This window comes from Chitinimonas sp. (genome assembly GCF_036568685.1).
Taxonomy (GTDB): domain Bacteria; phylum Pseudomonadota; class Gammaproteobacteria; order Burkholderiales; family Chitinimonadaceae; genus Chitinimonas.
The window spans coordinates 42,990-61,760 of the sequence record NZ_DATCSC010000051.1 but is presented as its reverse complement, the minus strand read 5'-3'; the positions used below and the strand labels follow the sequence as shown (position 1 = coordinate 61,760).

Annotated in this window: 21 protein-coding genes; 16 read left to right on the top strand and 5 right to left on the bottom strand. The window is 62.2% G+C overall.

Translation table 11 applies throughout. The features are described from left to right. On the bottom strand, positions 1-684 hold the full coding sequence (rpe, locus tag VIM95_RS08595) for a ribulose-phosphate 3-epimerase (protein WP_331984625.1): 684 nt from the start codon (positions 682-684) through the stop codon (positions 1-3). A gap of 118 nt (positions 685-802) precedes the next feature. On the opposite strand from rpe, the gene apaG reads away from it, so the two are divergent. Then, positions 803-1,186 (top strand): Co2+/Mg2+ efflux protein ApaG, encoded by a 384-nt coding sequence (gene apaG / locus VIM95_RS08590; RefSeq protein WP_331984624.1) that lies wholly within the window; start codon positions 803-805, stop codon positions 1,184-1,186. 33 nt (positions 1,187-1,219) lie between these two features. Here apaG and VIM95_RS08585 read toward each other — a convergent pair whose 3' ends face one another. Both VIM95_RS08585 and VIM95_RS08580 read right to left on the bottom strand, forming a co-directional pair. Continuing rightward, complete coding sequence (locus tag VIM95_RS08585; protein WP_331984623.1) at positions 1,220-1,648, bottom strand: hypothetical protein; 429 nt, start codon at positions 1,646-1,648, stop codon at positions 1,220-1,222. Positions 1,649-1,690: 42 nt separating this feature from the next. Beyond that, positions 1,691-2,611, bottom strand: coding sequence for a 4-deoxy-4-formamido-L-arabinose-phosphoundecaprenol deformylase (locus tag VIM95_RS08580; RefSeq protein WP_331984622.1), 921 nt, complete (start codon positions 2,609-2,611; stop codon positions 1,691-1,693). A 160-nt stretch (positions 2,612-2,771) separates the two neighbouring features. Here VIM95_RS08580 and VIM95_RS08575 point away from each other — a divergent pair, with 160 nt between their 5' ends. Beyond that, entirely contained in the window at positions 2,772-3,311 is a 540-nt protein-coding gene (locus VIM95_RS08575; protein WP_331984621.1) for a dihydrofolate reductase family protein, read from the top strand. A 3-nt stretch (positions 3,312-3,314) separates the two neighbouring features. On the opposite strand, the gene VIM95_RS08570 is transcribed toward VIM95_RS08575, so the two are convergent. Next, a complete protein-coding gene (locus VIM95_RS08570) occupies positions 3,315-3,947 on the bottom strand; it encodes a Smr/MutS family protein (RefSeq protein ID WP_331984620.1) in 633 nt (210 codons plus the stop codon). Positions 3,948-4,023: 76 nt separating this feature from the next. Next, entirely contained in the window at positions 4,024-4,977 is a 954-nt protein-coding gene (gene trxB / locus VIM95_RS08565; RefSeq protein ID WP_331984619.1) for a thioredoxin-disulfide reductase, read from the bottom strand. A gap of 156 nt (positions 4,978-5,133) precedes the next feature. Between trxB and VIM95_RS08560 the strand changes: the two genes are divergently transcribed. The 14 genes from VIM95_RS08560 to VIM95_RS08495 all read left to right on the top strand — a co-directional run bounded on the left by VIM95_RS08560 (position 5,134) and on the right by VIM95_RS08495 (position 18,768). After that, positions 5,134-5,844: an ABC transporter permease gene (locus tag VIM95_RS08560; protein WP_331984618.1), complete on the top strand. Its 711-nt coding sequence runs from the start codon at positions 5,134-5,136 to the stop codon at positions 5,842-5,844. Beyond that, on the top strand, positions 5,841-6,386 hold the full coding sequence (locus tag VIM95_RS08555; RefSeq protein ID WP_331984617.1) for a hypothetical protein: 546 nt from the start codon (positions 5,841-5,843) through the stop codon (positions 6,384-6,386). Before VIM95_RS08560 ends, VIM95_RS08555 begins: the two co-directional genes overlap by 4 nt. Beyond that, a complete protein-coding gene (locus tag VIM95_RS08550; RefSeq protein ID WP_331984616.1) occupies positions 6,373-7,326 on the top strand; it encodes an MlaD family protein in 954 nt (317 codons plus the stop codon). The genes VIM95_RS08555 and VIM95_RS08550 overlap by 14 nt, the downstream gene beginning before the upstream one ends. Then, positions 7,323-8,126, top strand: a complete 804-nt coding sequence (locus tag VIM95_RS08545; protein ID WP_331984615.1) for a hypothetical protein — start codon at positions 7,323-7,325, stop codon at positions 8,124-8,126. The genes VIM95_RS08550 and VIM95_RS08545 overlap by 4 nt, the downstream gene beginning before the upstream one ends. A gap of 209 nt (positions 8,127-8,335) precedes the next feature. Next, complete coding sequence (gene rpsB, locus VIM95_RS08540; RefSeq protein WP_331984614.1) at positions 8,336-9,058, top strand: 30S ribosomal protein S2; 723 nt, start codon at positions 8,336-8,338, stop codon at positions 9,056-9,058. 90 nt (positions 9,059-9,148) lie between these two features. Further along, entirely contained in the window at positions 9,149-10,021 is an 873-nt protein-coding gene (gene tsf / locus VIM95_RS08535; RefSeq protein ID WP_331984613.1) for a translation elongation factor Ts, read from the top strand. 136 nt (positions 10,022-10,157) lie between these two features. Beyond that, positions 10,158-10,877, top strand: a complete 720-nt coding sequence (gene pyrH / locus VIM95_RS08530) for a UMP kinase (RefSeq protein WP_331984612.1) — start codon at positions 10,158-10,160, stop codon at positions 10,875-10,877. Between the two features lie 230 nt (positions 10,878-11,107). Beyond that, positions 11,108-11,665: a ribosome recycling factor gene (gene frr / locus VIM95_RS08525; protein ID WP_331984611.1), complete on the top strand. Its 558-nt coding sequence runs from the start codon at positions 11,108-11,110 to the stop codon at positions 11,663-11,665. A 19-nt stretch (positions 11,666-11,684) separates the two neighbouring features. Continuing rightward, on the top strand, positions 11,685-12,440 hold the full coding sequence (gene uppS / locus VIM95_RS08520; protein WP_331984680.1) for a polyprenyl diphosphate synthase: 756 nt from the start codon (positions 11,685-11,687) through the stop codon (positions 12,438-12,440). After that, positions 12,434-13,252 (top strand): phosphatidate cytidylyltransferase, encoded by an 819-nt coding sequence (locus VIM95_RS08515; RefSeq protein WP_331984610.1) that lies wholly within the window; start codon positions 12,434-12,436, stop codon positions 13,250-13,252. The genes uppS and VIM95_RS08515 overlap by 7 nt, the downstream gene beginning before the upstream one ends. A gap of 5 nt (positions 13,253-13,257) precedes the next feature. Continuing rightward, positions 13,258-14,451, top strand: a complete 1,194-nt coding sequence (ispC, locus tag VIM95_RS08510) for a 1-deoxy-D-xylulose-5-phosphate reductoisomerase (protein ID WP_331984609.1) — start codon at positions 13,258-13,260, stop codon at positions 14,449-14,451. Positions 14,452-14,477: 26 nt separating this feature from the next. Next, on the top strand, positions 14,478-15,824 hold the full coding sequence (gene rseP, locus VIM95_RS08505) for an RIP metalloprotease RseP (RefSeq protein WP_331984608.1): 1,347 nt from the start codon (positions 14,478-14,480) through the stop codon (positions 15,822-15,824). A 77-nt stretch (positions 15,825-15,901) separates the two neighbouring features. Next, the gene (gene bamA / locus VIM95_RS08500) at positions 15,902-18,214 is read left to right on the top strand and encodes an outer membrane protein assembly factor BamA (RefSeq protein WP_331984607.1); all 2,313 of its coding nucleotides are present in this window, start codon (positions 15,902-15,904) and stop codon (positions 18,212-18,214) included. A 62-nt stretch (positions 18,215-18,276) separates the two neighbouring features. Then, positions 18,277-18,768, top strand: a complete 492-nt coding sequence (locus tag VIM95_RS08495) for an OmpH family outer membrane protein (RefSeq protein WP_331984606.1) — start codon at positions 18,277-18,279, stop codon at positions 18,766-18,768. Positions 18,769-18,771: the final 3 nt, after the last annotated feature.

Sequence of the window (18,771 nt, the reverse complement as noted above, 5' to 3'; positions counted from 1 at the left end):
TCAGACCTTTGCCAGTTCGGCACGCATGGCGTCAATCGTGGCCTTGTAGTCGGGCGTGTTGTAGATGGCCGAGCCGGCTACAAAGGTATCGGCGCCGGCACGGGCGATCTCCGCGATATTGTCCACCTTGACCCCGCCATCGATCTCCAGCCAGATATCCTGGCCGGTCTTGGCACAATGCTCGTCGATACGGCGCCGGGCCTCGCGCAGCTTGTCGAGCGTGGCCGGAATGAATTTCTGGCCGCCAAAGCCCGGATTGACCGACATCAGGAGGACCATGTCGACCTTGTCCATCACATAGTCCAGATAGGACAGCGGCGTGGCCGGGTTGAATACCAGACCGGCTTTGCAACCCTGCTCACGGATCAGCCCAAGGGTGCGGTCCACGTGCTCGCTGGCCTCGGGATGGAAGGTGATCAGGTTGGCGCCCGCCTTGGCAAACATCGGCACGATGGCATCAACCGGCTTGACCATCAGGTGCACGTCAATCAGCGCATCGGTGCAGGGACGGATCGCCTCGCAGACCAAGGGCCCGATGGTCAGATTGGGGACGTAGTGATTGTCCATCACGTCGAAATGGATGATGTCGGCGCCAGCCGCGATCACGTTCTGAACCTCTTCGCCCAGCTTGGCGAAGTTGGCAGACAGGATGGAGGGCGCAATTCGGTAGTTGGGCTTGGCCATGGCGGGCTACTCTGCAATCGGGGAAGATGCCCGATTTTACCGCAAGACCCCGCCCACGCCTTGTGAGCCTGCCCATTTTCGCGTGTAATCAGACTTCCTCCGCACGCACGATCAAGGCATGGGCGAATCCCGCAAGTACGACATCACCGTAACCGTCAGGCCACAATATCTGGCGGATCAGTCCGACGAAACCGCCGGCCGCTATGTGTTTGCCTATCACGTCAGCATCATCAATACCGGTACCGAGGTAGCCCAGCTGATGACCCGTCACTGGATCATCAATGAAGCGGACGGCAAGACCCAGGAAGTGAGGGGGCAGGGCGTGGTGGGAGAGCAGCCCAAACTACGGCCGGGCGAAGGCTTTGAATACCACAGCGGCGTGGCCCTCAATTCGCCAGTGGGGACCATGCGCGGCAGCTATCACTTCGTGGCAGAGGACGGTAGCGCCTTCGACGCCCCGATCGAAGAATTCGTGCTGTCCGTCCCACGCATCCTGCATTGAAGCACGGGCCGGCGGACCAGCCCGCTACGCCACCTACAGATGCTCGAGCAAGACCCTGAAGCTCGACAATAGCGCCAGCGATTCATCCAGCCAGGCCCCTTCGCCATGTCGCAACAGGCACTCTTGCCAGCGCCGCGACAGCCGTTCGTCCAGGTGTCGAGACCAAGAGAAGGCCGGGTCGAGAAAGATCGCCTCGCCACATGGCTGATCCTTGCCAGCCTGGCTATTGGGATACATGCGCCGCATGCTGGCATGCATCTGCGGGCAAACAACCAGATCGAAATAGAGCCGCTGGAAAGTCTCGTCGGTTACCCCAGGGTCTGCCGCCAACTGCACCAGCCGCGCCCGGAAGGCATCCGGAAAGCCCAGCGGCAAAGGACCGGGCAAACGCTTTTGCATGCGGGCTGGCGAGGACTGGAGAAAGGTCTGCAGCGGCTCGTGAAAAACAAAGGCGGTGGTCATGGGACAGCTCCGGCGAGTAGGGCCAGCGCTGTCAAGCAATCATCAGGCCACCCTACCGGGGAAAGGCTCCCCTTGTACCGACAACAGACCCGCATAGCCCGGCCAAGCACGTTGCTCCACGCAATGCCAGGGCAGCTTTGCCTGCTGCAGCATGCCAAGCAATCTATGCAAGGAGGCCAGCTCATGCCCTTGCTGCTGCCAACCGGCAATCAGGCGCTGCAATACCGGCAAACGCTTGCCGCCGTCCCGCGCGGCATGGATGGTGAAGACATGGCCGGTCAATGGGATCTGGGCCGTTCTGGCCAGCAAAGCCTCCACTGCCGATTGCTCATCGTGACTGCCCGAGCCGATCAACTCCGCCAAGGTCGGCAGGGTGGTCGGTAACTGTGGCACGCGAATAGGCTCACCATCGACCACGGGCAGAAAGGGATGGGTACCCCGCGTATCACTGCCGTACTCCATGCCCAAGAGCTGTTCCAGCCGCAGCGCCGGGCGATTGGTCCGCCACCCGGGGGCAGCCAGGGACCGCCCCGGCTCCCCCAACAAGGTCTCATAGGCATGCAAGGCTGCTTGCAGCTCCTGCCGGACCCAGCGCTGGTCTGCGCCGGCAATCTGCTTGACCCAGGCCACCCGGTCCCAGGCACCCACACCTACTTCGTAACCAGCCTGTTTGACCGACTCGATCACCGCGCCGGCCTGCCGATATACCTCAGGTGAGGGTAGCAGCCAGCCATAGAGCCGTGCTGCACCGTGGGGGCCGGACAGCTGCCGGTTCTGCCGGATCTGACGCTTGTGCTCACCCACCTGGAACAAAGGCCCGCGGGCACGGCCGCTGCGATCCGGTCCCATATTGAAATAGAAACTGGCCTGGGCACCTGCCGTTTGCAACATGGACAGCAATGGCGGTACCGCCTGCCGCGCCGCGGCAAGGCTGTCGACTTCGATTCTGAGCGCAAGCAGCATGGCTGCTATTCTCCCTGTATGGCTTTGTTGTGTTGCCCCAGTTCGGACTGGAGCACTTATCGCGGCGCGTATTGTCCGTACTCATCCGTCCGGCCACAAGGCCGAAACACCTATTCCCGCAAGCTGAACGCCGCTTGCACCGACTGACGGAATTCAGCCCATGCGCAAACTCGTGCTTTTCATCGCCTCCAGCCTGGATGGTTACATCGCCCGCCCGGATGGCGGCGTGGATTGGTTGTTCACCGACCAGGACTATGGCTACCAGGCCTTTTACGACTCGATCGATTGCATCCTGATGGGACGCCGCACCTATGACCAGGCACTGAGCTTTGGCGACTACCCCTATCCAGGCAAGTGCGCCTACGTCTTTTCCAGCCGGCCGCTGGCGTGGACCTCCCCTCATGTGACCGCTGTCGCCGAGCCGGTCGGTGAGTTCATCACCCGGCTCAAGCACGCCGAAGGCGGCCGAGTCTGGTTGGTCGGGGGCGCTGCACTGATCAAGACCTGCCTGGAACACGACCTGATCGACGAACTGATCGTCTCCATCCACCCCCTGATACTGGGCGCCGGCATTCCGCTCTTTCCGAATACCGAATCGAGCAAAAGGCTCACCCTCAGCTCGGTAGAGACTTTTGAGTCCGGTCTTCTACAAGTGCGCTATGAGCGTGCCAGAAAGGCACCGGCCCACCTGTCCGGCTAAGCGCTAGCGACGCAGCCCGCGCAACAGCACCAGGACCGCCCCAGCCCCACCATCGACTTGTCGGGCCTGGCAAAAGGCCAGGACCTCATCGCGCTGGGCCAGCCAGTTGCGCAGCTTGTTCTTGAGCACCGGCTCCTTGTTGGGCGAACCCAAGCCCTTGCCGTGCACGATGCGGACGCAACGTCGGTCTTCCTGCACGCAGCGGTGCAAAAAGCCACCAACCGCTGTGCGCGCCTCGTCGGTATTGAGGCCGTGCAGATCGAGGTGGGCCTGTACCACCCACTGTCCACGCCGCAGCCTCTTGAGGGTGTCCAGCCGCTGTCCGCTGCGCAGGTAGAGCAATTCTTCGCCAGTCTCGATCTCATCCCAGGGCCAGTAGTCGGTCATCGCGTCATGCATGACGCGCGCTTCATCCTGCTGGTGCTGCAAAGGCTGGTCCGATACCGGCTCCACGGGATGAGGGTAGGACAGCGGCCGACGCAGCGGCGCCACATCCTTGACCGCGGCCCGAAACAGCGCCTCATCACTTGGCAGCGCCAGGGGCTGTTGCACAACCGGTCGGGCCGCACGCTCGACGCGCAAGGCGCGCGCCAGCGGCTTCAGCTTCTCGGCAAAAGGAGTCTTGGGGCGGGACATGGCGCAATTCTACCGTCACCACCAACGACAAGGCCGCCCAAAGGCGGCCCTGTCAGTCACGGCGACAGCGAGGTGCTTACTTCAGCGTGTCGATGTACTTGTCGGCGTCGAGCGCAGCCTGACAGCCCGAAGCCGCGCTGGTGATGGCCTGGCGGTAGATATGGTCCTGTACATCGCCGGCAGCGAACACGCCCGGCACGCTGGTGGAGGTTGCACCACCCTGGCTGCCGCCCTTGGTGATGATGTAACCGTTTTCCATCTCCAGCTGGCCGGCAAAGATGTCGGTGTTGGGCTTGTGGCCGATGGCGATAAAGCAGCCGGTCACCGCCAGATCCTTGGTCGAGCCATCCTTGGTCGACTTCACACGGATACCGTTTACGCCAGTGGCGTCGCCCAACACTTCATCCAGGGTGCTGTCCAATTGCAGGCTGATCTTGCCAGCAGCCACCTTCTCCATCAGATGATCGATCAGGATCTTCTCGGCGCGGAAGGTGTCACGACGGTGTACCAGGGTCACGTGGCTGGCGATATTGGCCAGGTACAGCGCTTCCTCGACTGCGGTATTACCGCCGCCGACTACCGCCACCTGCTGGTTGCGATAGAAGAAACCGTCGCAGGTCGCGCAACCGGACACACCCTTGCCCATGAAGGCTTCTTCGCTGGGCAGGCCCAGATATTGGGCCGAGGCACCGGTAGCGATGATCAGCGCGTCGCAGGTGTATTCACCGGCATCGCCGATCAGGCGGATCGGCTTTTCATCCAGCTTGGTGGTGTGGATATGGTCGAACACGATCTCCGTACCAAAGCGACGGGCATGGGCTTCAAAGCGCTGCATCAGCTCCGGGCCTTGCACACCGTCAGCATCGGCCGGCCAGTTGTCCACCTCGGTGGTCGTCATCAGCTGACCACCCTGAGCCAGACCGGTCACCAGCAGGGGCTTGCGATTGGCGCGGGCGGCATAGACGGCGGCCGTGTAGCCGGCGGGGCCGGAGCCGAGGATAAGCAGGCTGCTGTGCGTGGTCTTGGACATGGCGGGTTCCTTATGCAATGTTACTGAATCGGGTCGAATCCTGGATGGCCGTACTGCAGGCCATAATCGGGCGATAGTATAAGTCCGGCCTCATGAAGGAAATAAATTGATTGTTTCAATACTGCTGATAGCCCCCAAAGCCAGGACCCGCCTGCCATGAATGGGCTGACCCTGATGCTGAAGGCCTCCCAGGCTGCCGCATCGCTACGACGCTGGCCGGTCAAACGCGTATTGATGAAGCAGCTCTATTTCTGCGGCATCGAGGCCTTGCCGCTGCTGCTGTTTGTCGGCGCAGCGGTTGGCGGCATCGTGGTGGCACAGCTGCACTACCAGATCGGCCAGAGCAGCGAAGGCAGCTTGCGCCTGCTGGCCTCCATCACCTTTACCGAGCTGGCGCCGCTTTTGACCGCCATCCTGCTGACTGCGCGCTCCAGCTCAGCCATGGCGAGCGAGCTGGCCATGATGCGCTATAGCGGCGAACTCGCCAGCCTGCAGCACATGGGGATAGACCTGCATGCCTATCTGATCCTGCCGCGCATACTTGGCATGCTGCTGGCCACCACCATCCTCACTTTCTATTTCGCTGCAATCGCGCTATTCACCGGCGCCGTGGGTGTAGCGGGCTTTGGCTGGCTTACCGAACTTAGCCGCCTACCACTGGCGCTGCCGGTCAGCGCCATGTTGACCTGCCTGGGCAAGAGCGCGGTGTTCGGTGCCGCCATCGCGGCAGTCGCCTGCGCCCGGGGGCTGGCGGGCGGGCACAGCGCCACCGATGTCCCCATCGCCGCATCGAGTGCCGTTATCCGGGCGCTTCTGACCCTGTTCGCGCTGGACCTGATGTTTATCGTGCTGGGGAGCTATTTATGAGCCCCACCTTTACCCTGCCCGCCATGGCAGAGGGCGAGCGCTACTGGCTGCCCATCAACGGCCAGGAACGGGACGGCTGCTTTGCCCAAGCGGCGGCGCAACGCCCCGGTCCGCACGGCTGGCTGGCGGGGGAGGGCGGCCTGATCGCCAACCTGCGTGTCTGGGAAAACTGCCTCCTGCCGCTCAGCTACTTTGGCCAGCCCCCCCAGCCCGCCGACGAGACCCGCTTTGCCGAACTGCTGGCGCTGCTGGATATCCCAGAACATGAGCACAGCAGCTTTGCCGGTTTGCCGGTCGCCAGCCTGAATGCCCGGCAGAAACGCCTGGTCTGCGCGCTACGCACGCTGATGGCTCAACCCGCCTGGGTCTTTGTAGAGAGCGAATGGCTGAGCCGGCTGAACGAGACCGACGCCGAGCGGCTGGAGCAAGCCTTCAGCAAGCACAGTCCGGCCTCGGCCTGGCTGGTGCTGGGCCACGCCCAACCCAACCCCATCTGGCGCTGCCAGACGACACAGACCGGACCCGACCATGCTGCTGCGTGATACCGACCCCCGCTTTCGCGGCCTGCCCTGGAAACTGGCCTTCTTTGCCGTCAGCGCCCTTGTCAGCGCCCTGCTGGTCATCGGCTATTTTGCCTGGCGGCAGGGCTACTTCGAGGCCAAGACCCCCATCAGCTTTATCAGCGACAACGGCAACGACCTCAAAGTCGGCATGGCAGTAAAGTTCTCTGGCTTCAAGATCGGAGAAGTACGCGAGCTCAAGCTCGACGATCGCGGCCGGGTGCGTATTGGCGTCATGATCGAAGACAGGCACCTGAAATGGGTCAAGGCCGATTCGATCGGCCGGGTTGCCAAGGACGGCTTGATCGGTGACGGCTATATCGATGTCGGCCTGGGCAGCATGAACCTGCCGCCGGTCGGGCGCGATGCCGAGCTGGAGTTCGTTCCCGCCAAGAGCCTGGACGAAATCCTGCGCGAAGTCAGAGACCGCGCCATGCCAGTGATCAACGAGGTGGAGTCGATGATACGCCGGGTCAACGACCCGCAAGGCGACCTGCACCAGACCCTCGCCAATCTGCGCACTGTCTCGGCCGGCCTTAATGACACGCGCGCCAAACTCGACGGCGTGCTGGACAACGTCAATCGGCTGACCGCCAACGATGTCCCCGCCACCTTGCGCAGCACCCGCGACGCGCTACAACGGGCCGACGCGGCCTTGCGGCAGGTGGAAGAGCGGATGCCGGCGCTACTGGACAAGACCGACCGGACCCTGGGCAACCTGGAAGCCGCCACCGGCAGCACCCGCAAACTCATCGATCAGGTGTCGCCCGATGCCGCTGCGCTGGTACAGGAAGGCCGCAGCCTGACCCAGAAGGGCAATCAGACGGTGGACGCAGTCACCGGCGCCTGGCCGCTCAACCGACTGATTGCCCCACCGGACAAGAATGCGCCGCGCAGCGATAGCCAAGGGAATGCACCATGAGATCCGCCGTACCGCTGTTGCTCTCGCTTTTCCTGGTAGCCTGCGCCACCACACCAACCGAAACACCCGCGGCGCGCAAGCAGGCCGAAGCCAGCCAGCTTGCCGCTGCGCAGGCCAGCCGAGCCGGCAAATGGCCTGCGGCTTTGGCATTGTGGCGCGAAACGGAAGCAAAGCAGACGGCCCTGGATGACTGGCCGGCAGCCGGACAGGCAAGGCTGGGCCAAGCCCAGGCCCAGGCGGCGCTGGGTGCGCCCGAGGAAGCGCTGGCCACCCTACGGGCATTGTTGCAAGACACCGCTTACCCGCCAGCGCTGCGCGCGGAAGCCCAGTATCAAGCGGCGCTACTGCGGGCCGGCCAGCAGGACTGGTCAGCAGCCCAGGCCCTGTTGGACGCCGCCACGCCGCTCATCCCGACTGATCACCCACTGCAGGCCGCCATATTTAATCTGCGAGCGCGCGCCGCCCTGGCCGGCGGGGACTGGGCACAAGCGCGCAGCCGGGCAGGGCAAGCGCTGACCGTCGCACGGATCGAACCCGGCGAGCGCGCCAACGCGCTGCGACTGCAAGGGCAAGCCGCCATGCGGCAGGCCGATTGGCCGTCAGCCAAACAAAACCTGGAGGCTGCGCTGGAGCTGGACCGTACACTGGCCCGCCACCGCAGCCTGGTAGCCGACCTGCAGGCCCTCGCGGAGCTTGCCCACCTGCGCAATGCCCCGGAGGCCGACGAATTGGAGCGCCGCGCCCGCGCAGTCTGTACCGCTGGCGGCGGGCAGGATTGCGGCATGCCCGGCACAAAATAGACAAGCCAAGACACCTGGCACAGCCGTGAAAACCAACCGGGCACTTGAGAAAAAGCCCGTCCTGTGCCTATAATCGCCGGCTTCCCAATTTCGGGAAGTAATCCAACGCTCACGCAAGCCAGGGTGCATCAGGCAGGAAGCGCGTGCCGCAACCGCCGATGTGTCGGTCGTGAGCGTAAGACCTTAACCCTCGCATTGGAGTTATTACTATGTCCGTCAGCATGCGCGAAATGCTGGAAGCCGGCGTCCACTTCGGCCACCAAACCCGTTACTGGAACCCGAAGATGGCCCCCTACATCTTCGGCCATCGCAACAAGATTCATATCGTCAACCTCGAAAAGACCCTGCCGCTGTTCGAGAGCGCACTGACCTACGTGCGTCGCCTGACCGCCAACAAGGGTTCCATCCTGTTCGTCGGTACCAAGCGCCAAGCCCGTGAAATCGTTCGCGAAGAAGCCCTGCGCGCCGGCGCTCCTTTCGTTGACCACCGCTGGCTCGGCGGCATGCTGACCAACTACAAGACGGTCAAGCAATCGATCAAGCGCCTGAACGACCTGCAAGCCACCCTGGCCGACGCCAACAACGGCCTGTCCAAGAAAGAACTGCTGCTGCTGACCCGCGAAGTAGAAAAGCTGGAAACCTCGCTGGGCGGCATCAAGGACATGAACGGTCTGCCGGACGCCATCTTTGTGATCGACGTCGGCTACCAGAAGGGTGCCATCGTTGAAGCTCAGAAGCTGGGCATCCCGGTCATCGGCGTTGTCGATACCAACAACTCGCCGGAAGGCATTGACTACGTGATCCCGGGTAACGATGACTCGGCCCGTGCCATCCGCCTGTACGCCCGTGGCGTGGCCGATGCCATTCTGGAAGGCCGCGCCTTGGCCATCCAGGAAATCATCGCCGCCGGCAGCGAAGCGCAAGCCGCTTAATCGCGCCGTCACATGATGCGAACAAAAAGGGGCGTGTAGCCCCTTTTTGTTAAGTCCTTACCGAATACTGAACGATCAAGGAGTACTGACATGGCGGAAATCACCGCAAAGATGGTTGGCGAGCTGCGCGAAATGACCGGCCTGGGCATGATGGATTGCAAGAAGGCCCTGGTTGAAGCCAACGGCGACCTGAAGGCTGCCGAAGAAGCCCTGCGCATCAAGAGCGGCAACAAGGCCTCCAAGGTTGCCGGCCGTACCGCTGCTGAAGGCACCGTAGCTGCCTTCGTGAACGGCAAGGTTGGCGCGCTGGCTGAAATCAACTGCGAAACCGACTTCGTCGGCAAGGACGCCGGCTTCCTGGCCTTCGCCCAAGCTGCTGCCGAAGCCATCGCCACCGGCAACCCGGCCGATATCGAAGCCCTGGGCAACGTCAAGACCGCTTCCGGCGAGACCGTGGAAGAGCTGCGCAAGGCCATCATCGCCAAGCTGGGTGAGAACATCAACGTGCGCCGTTTCGTGCGCATCGAGACCGAAGGCCAACTGGCCACCTACCTGCACGGCTCCAAGATCGGCGTGATCGTCGACTTCGCCGGCGGTAGCGACGTGCTGGGCAAGGACATCGCCATGCACATCGCCGCCAGCAAGCCGAAGTCGCTGGACGCCTCGGGCGTGGACCCTGAGCTGATCGAAACCGAGCGTCGCGTTGCCATTGAGCGCGCCAAGGAAGCCGGCAAGCCGGAAGCCATGCTCGAGAAGATCGCTGAAGGCACCGTGCAGAAGTTCCTGAAGGAAGTCACCCTGCTGAGCCAGCCTTTCGTCAAGGACGACAAGGTATCGATCGAGCAGCTGCTGAAGAACAACAATGCCTCCATCAAGTCGTTCACCATGTACGTGGTTGGCGAAGGCATTGAAAAGAAGGTCGTCGACTTCGCCGCCGAAGTAGCCGCCGCTGCCAAGGTCTAAGTTGTACGCGTAGTACCCAACAACCGTCCGGGGAAACCCGGGCGGTTGTTTTTGCAAGTAGCGTCCGGAATTGCCGAACTTTTCCAGGATGTGCTGCTACAAAGAAGCGATTTCCCACACACGATAAGGTGAGCCCATGAGCCAGTCCCCCATCTATAAACGCATCCTCCTCAAACTCTCGGGTGAAGCGCTGATGGGCGAGGACAGTTACGGCATCAACCGCCTGACCGTCGAACGTATCGTCGCCGAAATCAAGGAAGTGGCCCAGCTGGGTATCCAGGTGGCCGTCGTGATCGGTGGCGGCAACATCTTCCGCGGCGTAGCCCCGGCCGCTGCCGGTATGGACCGCGCCACCGCCGACTACATGGGCATGCTGGCCACGGTGATGAACGCCATGGCCATCCAGGATGCCATGCGCCAGCAGGGCCTGGTGAGCCGCGTGCAGTCCGCCCTGACCATCCAGCAGGTCGCCGAGCCCTATATCCGCCCCAAGGCCATCCAGTACCTCGAGGAAGGCAAGGTCGTCATCTTCGGCGCCGGCACCGGCAACCCCTTCTTCACCACCGACACCGCCGCCGCACTGCGTGGCATGGAAATGAATGCCGATATCGTGCTCAAGGCCACCAAGGTGGATGGCGTCTATACCGACGACCCCAAGAAGAACCCGGATGCAGTGCGCTACTCGACCCTGACTTTTGATGAAGCGATCAGCAAGAACCTCAAGGTCATGGACGCTACCGCGCTGGCCCTGTGCCGCGACCAGAACATGAATATCCGCGTCTTCAGCATCTTCAAGGCCGGCGCGCTCAAGCGCGTGGTACTCGGCGAAGATGAGGGTACGCTGGTACACTGCTGAACGGCCAGCCGCGGCGTATCCACCGGTTGACGATAGGGAAGGGGCTTTGCAGCCCGCCATGTCGCCAGGACGGATACCACGACGACGCCACCCAGCCGGCAATGGGCCGCCCGGTGCATGCACCCGGCCCGAAGCGAGAACACACGGCGCGGACGGTCTACGTCCGCGTTTTCAATATGTAGGTCGGCCCATGACCGGCCTCACTTGGACATTGAGTACAGGAGCGAAAGATGATCGCCGACGTTAAGAAGAACACCGAAGCCAAGATGCAGAAGTCGGTGGAGAACCTGAAGAACAACCTCGCCAAGGTCCGTACTGGCCGCGCCCACACCGGCCTTCTGGACCACATCACCGTCGATTACTACGGCAACCCCACCCCCATCAACCAGGTTGCCAGCGTTTCGCTGATGGATGCACGTACCCTGTCGGTCTCGCCGTTCGAGAAGAAGATGGGGGCTGCCATCGAAAAGGCCATCCGCGATTCCGACCTGGGCCTGAACCCGGCCAGCATGGGCGATATCGTGCGCGTGCCGATGCCAGCCCTGACCGAAGAGCGCCGCAAGGACCTGATCAAGGTGGTCCGCGGCGAAGCCGAAGACAGCCGTGTTGCCGTGCGCAACCTGCGCCGCGATGGCAATGAACAGCTGAAAAAGGCCGTCAAGGACAAGCTGATCTCCGAGGACGATGAGCGCCGCGGCACCGACGACATCCAGAAACTGACCGACAAATACATTTCTGAAATCGACAAGCAGCTTGCCGACAAGGAAAAAGAGCTGCTGACGGTCTAAGGCGCACCCGCTCGTGGCCCTGTTCAAAAGCTCCACCCAGACCATCCCCACCGTCAACGAGGTGCCCTGTCACATTGCCATCATCATGGATGGCAATGGCCGCTGGGCCAAGCAGCGCTTCCTGCCCCGCGTTGCGGGCCACAAGCAGGGCGTAGAGACGGTGCGGGAGGCGGTAAAAGCCTGTTCCGAACTGGGGGTCGGCTACTTGACCCTGTTCGCCTTCTCCAGCGAAAACTGGCGCCGCCCTCCCGAGGAGGTGTCCTTTCTGATGGGGCTCTTCCTTGCCGCACTGGAGCGGGAAGTCGCCAAGCTGGACAAGAACGGCATACGCCTGCGGCTGATCGGCCGACGCGACCGCTTCTCACCGGAAATCATCCGCTCCATCGAAGCCGCCGAAGCGCGTACTGCCGCCAACAGTGGCCTGACGCTGACCATCGCAGCCGACTACGGCGGCCGCTGGGACATCATGAATGCCACCCAGCTCATGCTCAAGGCGCACCCTGAGCTGGCCACCACCGGTTTTGAAGAGGCCGACCTCGAGCCCTATCTGGCCATGGCATACGCCCCCGAGCCGGACCTGTTCATCCGCACCGGCGGAGAGGGCAGGGTATCGAACTTCCTGCTCTGGCAATTGGCCTACACCGAGCTCTACTTCACCGACACCTTCTGGCCCGACTTCAATCGCACCGCGCTGGAAGCCGCCATCCAATCCTACCGCCACCGTGAGCGTCGCTTCGGCCGTACCAGCGAACAGCTCAAGAGCACCCCATGCTGAAAACCCGCATTCTTACCGCACTGGCCCTTTTGCCGCTGGTGCTTGGCAGCCTGTTTCTCGCGCCGCCGCTGGGCTGGGGTCTATTCGCTGCCTTTGCCCTGACCTTGGGAGCCTGGGAGTGGAGCCGGCTGGCCCGCTTCGACCGCGGCGAAACCGTGCTGTTCGTCGCCAGCTTTGCCGTACTGAGCCTTTGTTGGCTGCTGCTGCCGTTGGCCAAGACCTGGTCGTTACCGCTTGATCTCGTAGCCCTGCCATTCTGGCTGCTGGCAGTGCCGCTCTGGCTGAACCGGAAGTGGGCACTCAAGCACAAATGGCTGGCAGCCCTGGTTGGCTGGTTGATCCTGCTGGCCGCGCTGGCCGGCGTCACCCGCTTCCGCGAGCTGCAGAACGGCGCCTGGGTTCTGTTGTCGCTGCTGGCGATCGCCTGGGTTGCAGACATTGCCGCTTACTTCGCCGGCAAGGCCTTCGGCAAGCGCAAACTGGCACCCAGCATCAGCCCCGGCAAGAGCTGGGAAGGCGTCTATGGCGCCCTGGCAGCCGTCGCCGTCTATGCCGCGCTCCTGCACCAGCTGGGTGCGCCGTTGTACGGCGCTTTGCCACTGTGGCTGCTCTTGCCGCTGGCCTGGGCACTGACCGCGGTCAGCGTGGTCGGCGACCTGATCGAATCCCTGCTCAAGCGCCAAGCCGGCTTGAAGGACAGTAGTGCCCTGCTGCCGGGCCATGGTGGCATACTGGACCGTGTCGACAGCCTGCTGGCGGTGGTACCGGTCGCCAGCGCGCTTTTGTTTGGCTACGCCAAATTCCTTGCCTGAACGCCATGTCGCACGCCTTCCAAAACATTACCGTCCTTGGATCAACCGGCAGCATCGGCGTCAGCACGCTGGATGTGATCGCTCGCCACCCGGACAAATACGGCGTGTTCGCGCTCAGCGCCCACGCCCAGATCGATAAGCTTGTCGAGCAATGTCGCCAGCACCGCCCGCGCTACGCCGTTCTGGCCGAGCCGGAACGGCTGCCGGAACTGCGTACCAAGCTGGCCGCAGCCGGACTCGTCGAGATCGAGACGATGGCCGGCATGGAGGCACTGGAACAAATCGCCAGCCAGCCGGAAGTGGACGCCGTGATGGCCGCCATTGTCGGCGCGACCGGCATGCGGCCGACCCTGGCTGCCGCCCGGGCCGGCAAGCGCGTGCTGTTGGCCAACAAGGAAACGCTGGTCATGGCCGGCCAGCTCTTTATGGATGCCGCCCGCGAGGGCGGCGCCACCTTGCTGCCCATCGATAGCGAACACAACGCCATCTACCAATGCCTGCCGCACCCATTCTCGGATCAGGCAGGGCAGGGCGTACGCCGTATTCTGCTGACCGCCTCGGGCGGCCCGTTCCGCCGCTTTAGCCAGGCGGAACTGGTCAGCGTTACGCCCGAACAGGCGGTCAAGCACCCCAACTGGAGCATGGGGCGTAAGATTTCGGTCGATTCCGCCAGCCTCATGAACAAAGGCCTGGAAGTGATCGAGGCGCGCTGGCTGTTCAACCTCGCCCCGGAGCGCATCTCGGTGGTCGTACACCCGCAGAGTGTCATCCACTCCATGGTGGAATACGTTGACGGCTCAGTACTGGCCCAACTGGGCAACCCGGATATGCGCACCCCTATCGCCTATGGCTTGGCTTGGCCCGAGCGTATCGACGCCGGCGTCACACCGCTGGATCTGTTCCAGATCGCTCGCCTGGACTTTGAAGCCCCTGATTTGGCACGTTTCCCCTGCCTGGAGCTGGCCTTCGAGTCGCTGCGGCAAGGCGGAGCGGCACCCGCCGTGCTCAATGCCGCCAACGAGGTCGCAGTTGATGCCTTCCTGGGCGGTCAACTGGGCTTCAGCCTGATCCCCGAGCTCAATGCCGCCACACTCAAGGCGGTCGCCGGTGACTTTGACGCTGGCACGCTCGACAGCCTGACCGCGGCCGACACGGCTGCGCGACGCTTTGCCCGGAGCTGGCTGCAACAGCAGCACTGAACACCGGCCAGGGCCTGGAGAACCAAATGTCCTTATTGATCACCCTGGCCGCCTTTGCCCTTGCTATCGGCGTCCTTGTTTCCATCCATGAATACGGTCACTACTGGGTCGCCAAGCGTTGCGGCGTCAAGGTCCTGACTTTCTCCATCGGTTTTGGCAAGCCGCTCCTGAGCTGGCGCCGCGGCGAGGTGCAGTGGCAACTGGCCGCCATTCCCCTGGGCGGCTACGTAAAGATGCTTGATGAGCGCGAAGGTCCCGTCGCGGCGGCCGAGCTGGATCGCGCTTTCAATCGCCAATCGCCGCTCAAGCGCATGGCCATCGTCATCGCCGGCCCCATGGCCAACTTCCTGCTCGCCATCCTGGTCTACTGGGCCATCTACCTGAACGGCGTGCAGGTGCTGACCCCGCGCATTGCTTCGGTCATGCCGGCATCGCTGGCCATGCAGAGTGGCTTCACCACCGGTGATCAGATCCTGCGCATCAATGAGGTCGAGCAGTCCAGTTGGTCCGACGTGCAGCTCACCCTGGTCGACCAGGCTGCCGCACGCAATCAGGTGGTGGTGGAAGTACAACGGCCCGATGGTTCGGTCGTTACGCGCACGCTGGACCTGACCCAGATCGACAAGGCTGCGGTGGATGGCAATATCGCAGCCTACCTGGGCCTCTCTGTTGTTACCTTCTCTGTGCGCGAAGTCATCCCCGGCGGTGCCGCGGCGGCCGGTGGCATGAAGGTTGGTGACCAGGTATTGAGTACCGCGGGCAAACCCACGCCCGATTGGCGCAGCTTCGCGCTCGCCGTGCGCGCTCGCCCGGACCTGGATACTGCCGTCGAAGTGCTGCGCAGTGGCAAGGTCGTGAAACTGCAGATCACGCCCAGGGCTGTTGTCCAGGACGGACAGCGTGTCGGCCAGGTTGGTGCCGTGGGGGATATCGATGCGACGGCGCTGGATCGCATACGCCGCAATATGGCCTATGGTCCGATAGCCGCCATGGGCAAGGCGCTGAAGCAAACCTGGACCACCTCGGCGTTGTCGCTCAAGATGCTGTGGCGCATGGTGACCGGCCATGTCTCCTACAAGCAACTCTCCGGCCCCGTTGCCATTGCCGGTTACGCTGGCCAGAGCGCACAGATGGGCCTACGCGCCTACTTGGAATTCCTCTGCCTGATCAGCATCAGCCTCGGGGTGCTCAACCTGCTGCCCGTGCCGGTGCTTGATGGCGGTCATTTGATGTATTATTCCGCCGAACTTTTGCGGGGCCGACCCGTGTCGGAGCGCGCCATGGAACTAGGTCAGCGCGTGGGCGTCGGACTTCTCGCTGCGTTGATGGTCGTCGCTCTGTTCAACGACGTTACGCGCTTGGTGGGCGGCTAGTTTCCCGCAGGGATACTGGCCACCCAAACTTCATTCAACGGTGGTGCGGACCCAGGTTCGCTTCGCCAGACCCGTTTATGAAACCGACCTCGATCTCGCTCGCCCTCTTGGCCGCATTTGGCCTGACCATTCCCGCTTATGCATTCGAACCCTTTGTCATCAAGGACATCCGGGTCGAAGGCATCCAGCGAACTGAAGCCGGTACCGTATTCAACTACCTACCCGTCAAGGTAGGTGAACGCATTGATGACGACAAAGCCGCGGCAGCCGTGAAGGCGCTGTTCGCCACCGGCTTCTACAGCGATGTCCGGCTGGAAGCGGATAAGGATGTGCTGGTGGTGTCGCTCGACGAGCGCCCCATCATCGCCAATATCCAGATCGAAGGTGCCAAGGAGTTCGAATCGGACCAGTTGCTCAAGGCACTGCGCGAGAATGGCCTGGCTGAGAGCCGTACCTTTGACCAGGCCATGCTGGGCGCCGCCGAGCAGGAGCTGAAGAAGCAGTATTACAGCCGCGGCAAGTATTCGGTCCAGGTCAAGACCACCGTCACCCGCCTGGAGCGCAACCGCGTCGGCATCGCCTTCGACATCTCCGAAGGCCTGGTTGCCACCATCAAGCAGATCAACCTTGTCGGCAATGAGAAATACCCCGAGAAGGAGCTGAAGGAGTACTTCCAGCTCAATACCGGTGGCTGGTTCAGCTGGTTCAGCAAGAGCAACCAGTACTCCAAGCCCAAGCTGCAGGCCGATATCGAGGCGCTGCGCTCCTTCTATCTCGACAACGGCTACCTCGAATTCAACATCGATTCGCAGCAGGTTGCCCTGTCGGACGACAAGAAGGACATGTTCCTGACCGTGAACCTCACGGAAGGGGCGCAATACAAGGTGACCGGCATCAAGTTCGCCGGCGACCTGATCGTGCCGGAAGAAGAACTGGCCAAGCTGGTCGAGATCAAGCCGGGCGAGGTGTTCTCGCGTGCAAAGATCAACGCGGCTACCGCACGCATCTCCGACCGTCTGGCCGATGAAGGCTATGCCTTCGCCAACGTCAACGCCGTACCCGAGGTCAACAAGGAAAAGTTCGAAGCTGCCTTCACCTTCTATGTCGATCCGGGCCGCAAGACCTATGTGCGCCGCGTGAACATCAGCGGCAACACCCGTACACGCGATGAGGTGATCCGCCGCGAGCTGCGCCAGCTCGAAGCCGCGCCTTATGCAGGCTGGAAGATCAAGCGTTCCAAGGAACGTCTGGACGTGCTCGGCTACTTCACCGAAGTGAACATCGACACCCCACTGGTTGCGGACAGCACCGACCAGGTCGATGTCAATGTCACGGTGACCGAACGCCAGACCGGTAACATCCAGGTCGGCGCGGGCTACTCACAGTCTGACGGGATGGTCCTGTCGGGCTCGATCGCCCAGTCCAATATCTTCGGTAGCGGTAACTACCTCAAGCTCGAGGTCAACACCAGCAAGAGTTCCAAGGTCTACGCGGTATCGTTCACCAACCCGTACGCAACGCCGGATGGCGTGGCCCGTGGCTTTGACGTCTACAAACGCCGCTACGAACCCAGCAACACCTCCATCGGCCTGTATTCGAACGACACCCTGGGCGGCGGTCTGCGCTGGTCGGTACCCATCAGCGAATACGATGCCATCAACCTCGGCCTCTCTGGCGAGCGTTCGCACCTGACCGTGTTCTCCTCCAGCCCGCAAGCCTATATCGACTTCGTCAACAAATATGGCGAAAAGAACCTGACCTGGCTGGGTACGATAGGCTGGGCGCGGGATACCCGTGATAGCGCACTGTTCCCGACCCGCGGCAAGCTCTTGACCATCAATGGTGAAGCAGGCCTGCCCGGCGGCGACATCAAGTACTACAAGGTCACGGCCCAGCAGCAATGGTTCTACCCGATCGACAAGCGCTTCACCTTCCTGTGGAACGTGGAAGCCGGCTATGGCGGTGGCTACGGTGGTCAGAAGCTGCCGTTCTACTCCAACTTCTTCGCCGGCGGCGTGAACTCGGTCCGCGGCTACGAAACCTCCAGCCTTGGCCCGCGAGCCTCGGTTGTCAACTCCGATGGCACTACCACTTCGACCAGTGATATCACCGGTGGTAACCGTCGCTTCGTCAACAACTTCGAGCTGCTGTTGCCCGTGCCGGGCATGAAGCTCGACAAGTCGGTACGGCTGTCGGCCTTCGTCGATGGTGGTACCGTATGGGGCGAAGGCCAGAAGGTGAAGTTCGGTGACCTGCGCTACTCCACCGGTATTGCGTTCAGCTGGTTGGCGCCGGTCGGTCCGATGAAGTTCAGCTACGCCAAGCCGCTCAACGCCAAGGAAGGCGATAAGCTTGAGCGCTTCCAGTTCTCGCTGGGCCAGATATTCTGATAACGCCGACGGCTCGTCCCACGACCCGGCGTATTTGAAGCAATAGTTGCGAGGTAGTGATCGTGAAACGCATAGTCAGTCTGATCCTTGCCGCAGGCATGATGGCGCCGGCCATGGCGCAGGACATCAAGGTGGGCTTCGTCAACCTGGACCGTATCCTGCGTGAGTCGGGCCCGGCGGTGAAAGCCACCAAGAAGCTGGAAAAGGAGTTCGCCAACCGAGAAGGCGAGCTCAAGAAATTGACCGATTCGCTGCGTACCCGCCAGGCGGAGCTCGACAAGGGCGGCGCAACCATGCCTGAGGTTGATCGCCGTAACAAAGAGCGCGACATCGTCAAATCGCAGCAGGATCTGGCGCGCTTGCAGCGTGAGTTCAGGGAAGACCTGAATACCCGCCGCAACGAAGAGCTTTCCGGCATTCAGGAGCGGGTCTACAACACCATCCAGCAGATCGCAACGGTGGAGAAGTACGATGCCATCCTGCAGGAGGCGGTGTATATCAATCCCAAGCTTGATATCACGGACAAGGTGCTCAAGGCCTTGGCCGACAAATAAGGT

Bases quoted from the DNA above. Each gene is read 5' to 3' on its own strand.
- rpe (WP_331984625.1), bottom strand. From the start codon at position 684: ATGGCCAAGCCCAACTACCGAATTGCGCCCTCCATCCTGTCTGCCAAC.
- apaG (WP_331984624.1), top strand. From the start codon at position 803: ATGGGCGAATCCCGCAAGTACGACATCACCGTAACCGTCAGGCCACAA.
- VIM95_RS08585 (WP_331984623.1), bottom strand. From the start codon at position 1,648: ATGACCACCGCCTTTGTTTTTCACGAGCCGCTGCAGACCTTTCTCCAG.
- VIM95_RS08580 (WP_331984622.1), bottom strand. From the start codon at position 2,611: ATGCTGCTTGCGCTCAGAATCGAAGTCGACAGCCTTGCCGCGGCGCGG.
- VIM95_RS08575 (WP_331984621.1), top strand. From the start codon at position 2,772: ATGCGCAAACTCGTGCTTTTCATCGCCTCCAGCCTGGATGGTTACATC.
- VIM95_RS08570 (WP_331984620.1), bottom strand. From the start codon at position 3,947: ATGTCCCGCCCCAAGACTCCTTTTGCCGAGAAGCTGAAGCCGCTGGCG.
- trxB (WP_331984619.1), bottom strand. From the start codon at position 4,977: ATGTCCAAGACCACGCACAGCAGCCTGCTTATCCTCGGCTCCGGCCCC.
- VIM95_RS08560 (WP_331984618.1), top strand. From the start codon at position 5,134: ATGAATGGGCTGACCCTGATGCTGAAGGCCTCCCAGGCTGCCGCATCG.
- VIM95_RS08555 (WP_331984617.1), top strand. From the start codon at position 5,841: ATGAGCCCCACCTTTACCCTGCCCGCCATGGCAGAGGGCGAGCGCTAC.
- VIM95_RS08550 (WP_331984616.1), top strand. From the start codon at position 6,373: ATGCTGCTGCGTGATACCGACCCCCGCTTTCGCGGCCTGCCCTGGAAA.
- VIM95_RS08545 (WP_331984615.1), top strand. From the start codon at position 7,323: ATGAGATCCGCCGTACCGCTGTTGCTCTCGCTTTTCCTGGTAGCCTGC.
- rpsB (WP_331984614.1), top strand. From the start codon at position 8,336: ATGTCCGTCAGCATGCGCGAAATGCTGGAAGCCGGCGTCCACTTCGGC.
- tsf (WP_331984613.1), top strand. From the start codon at position 9,149: ATGGCGGAAATCACCGCAAAGATGGTTGGCGAGCTGCGCGAAATGACC.
- pyrH (WP_331984612.1), top strand. From the start codon at position 10,158: ATGAGCCAGTCCCCCATCTATAAACGCATCCTCCTCAAACTCTCGGGT.
- frr (WP_331984611.1), top strand. From the start codon at position 11,108: ATGATCGCCGACGTTAAGAAGAACACCGAAGCCAAGATGCAGAAGTCG.
- VIM95_RS08515 (WP_331984610.1), top strand. From the start codon at position 12,434: ATGCTGAAAACCCGCATTCTTACCGCACTGGCCCTTTTGCCGCTGGTG.
- ispC (WP_331984609.1), top strand. From the start codon at position 13,258: ATGTCGCACGCCTTCCAAAACATTACCGTCCTTGGATCAACCGGCAGC.
- rseP (WP_331984608.1), top strand. From the start codon at position 14,478: ATGTCCTTATTGATCACCCTGGCCGCCTTTGCCCTTGCTATCGGCGTC.
- bamA (WP_331984607.1), top strand. From the start codon at position 15,902: ATGAAACCGACCTCGATCTCGCTCGCCCTCTTGGCCGCATTTGGCCTG.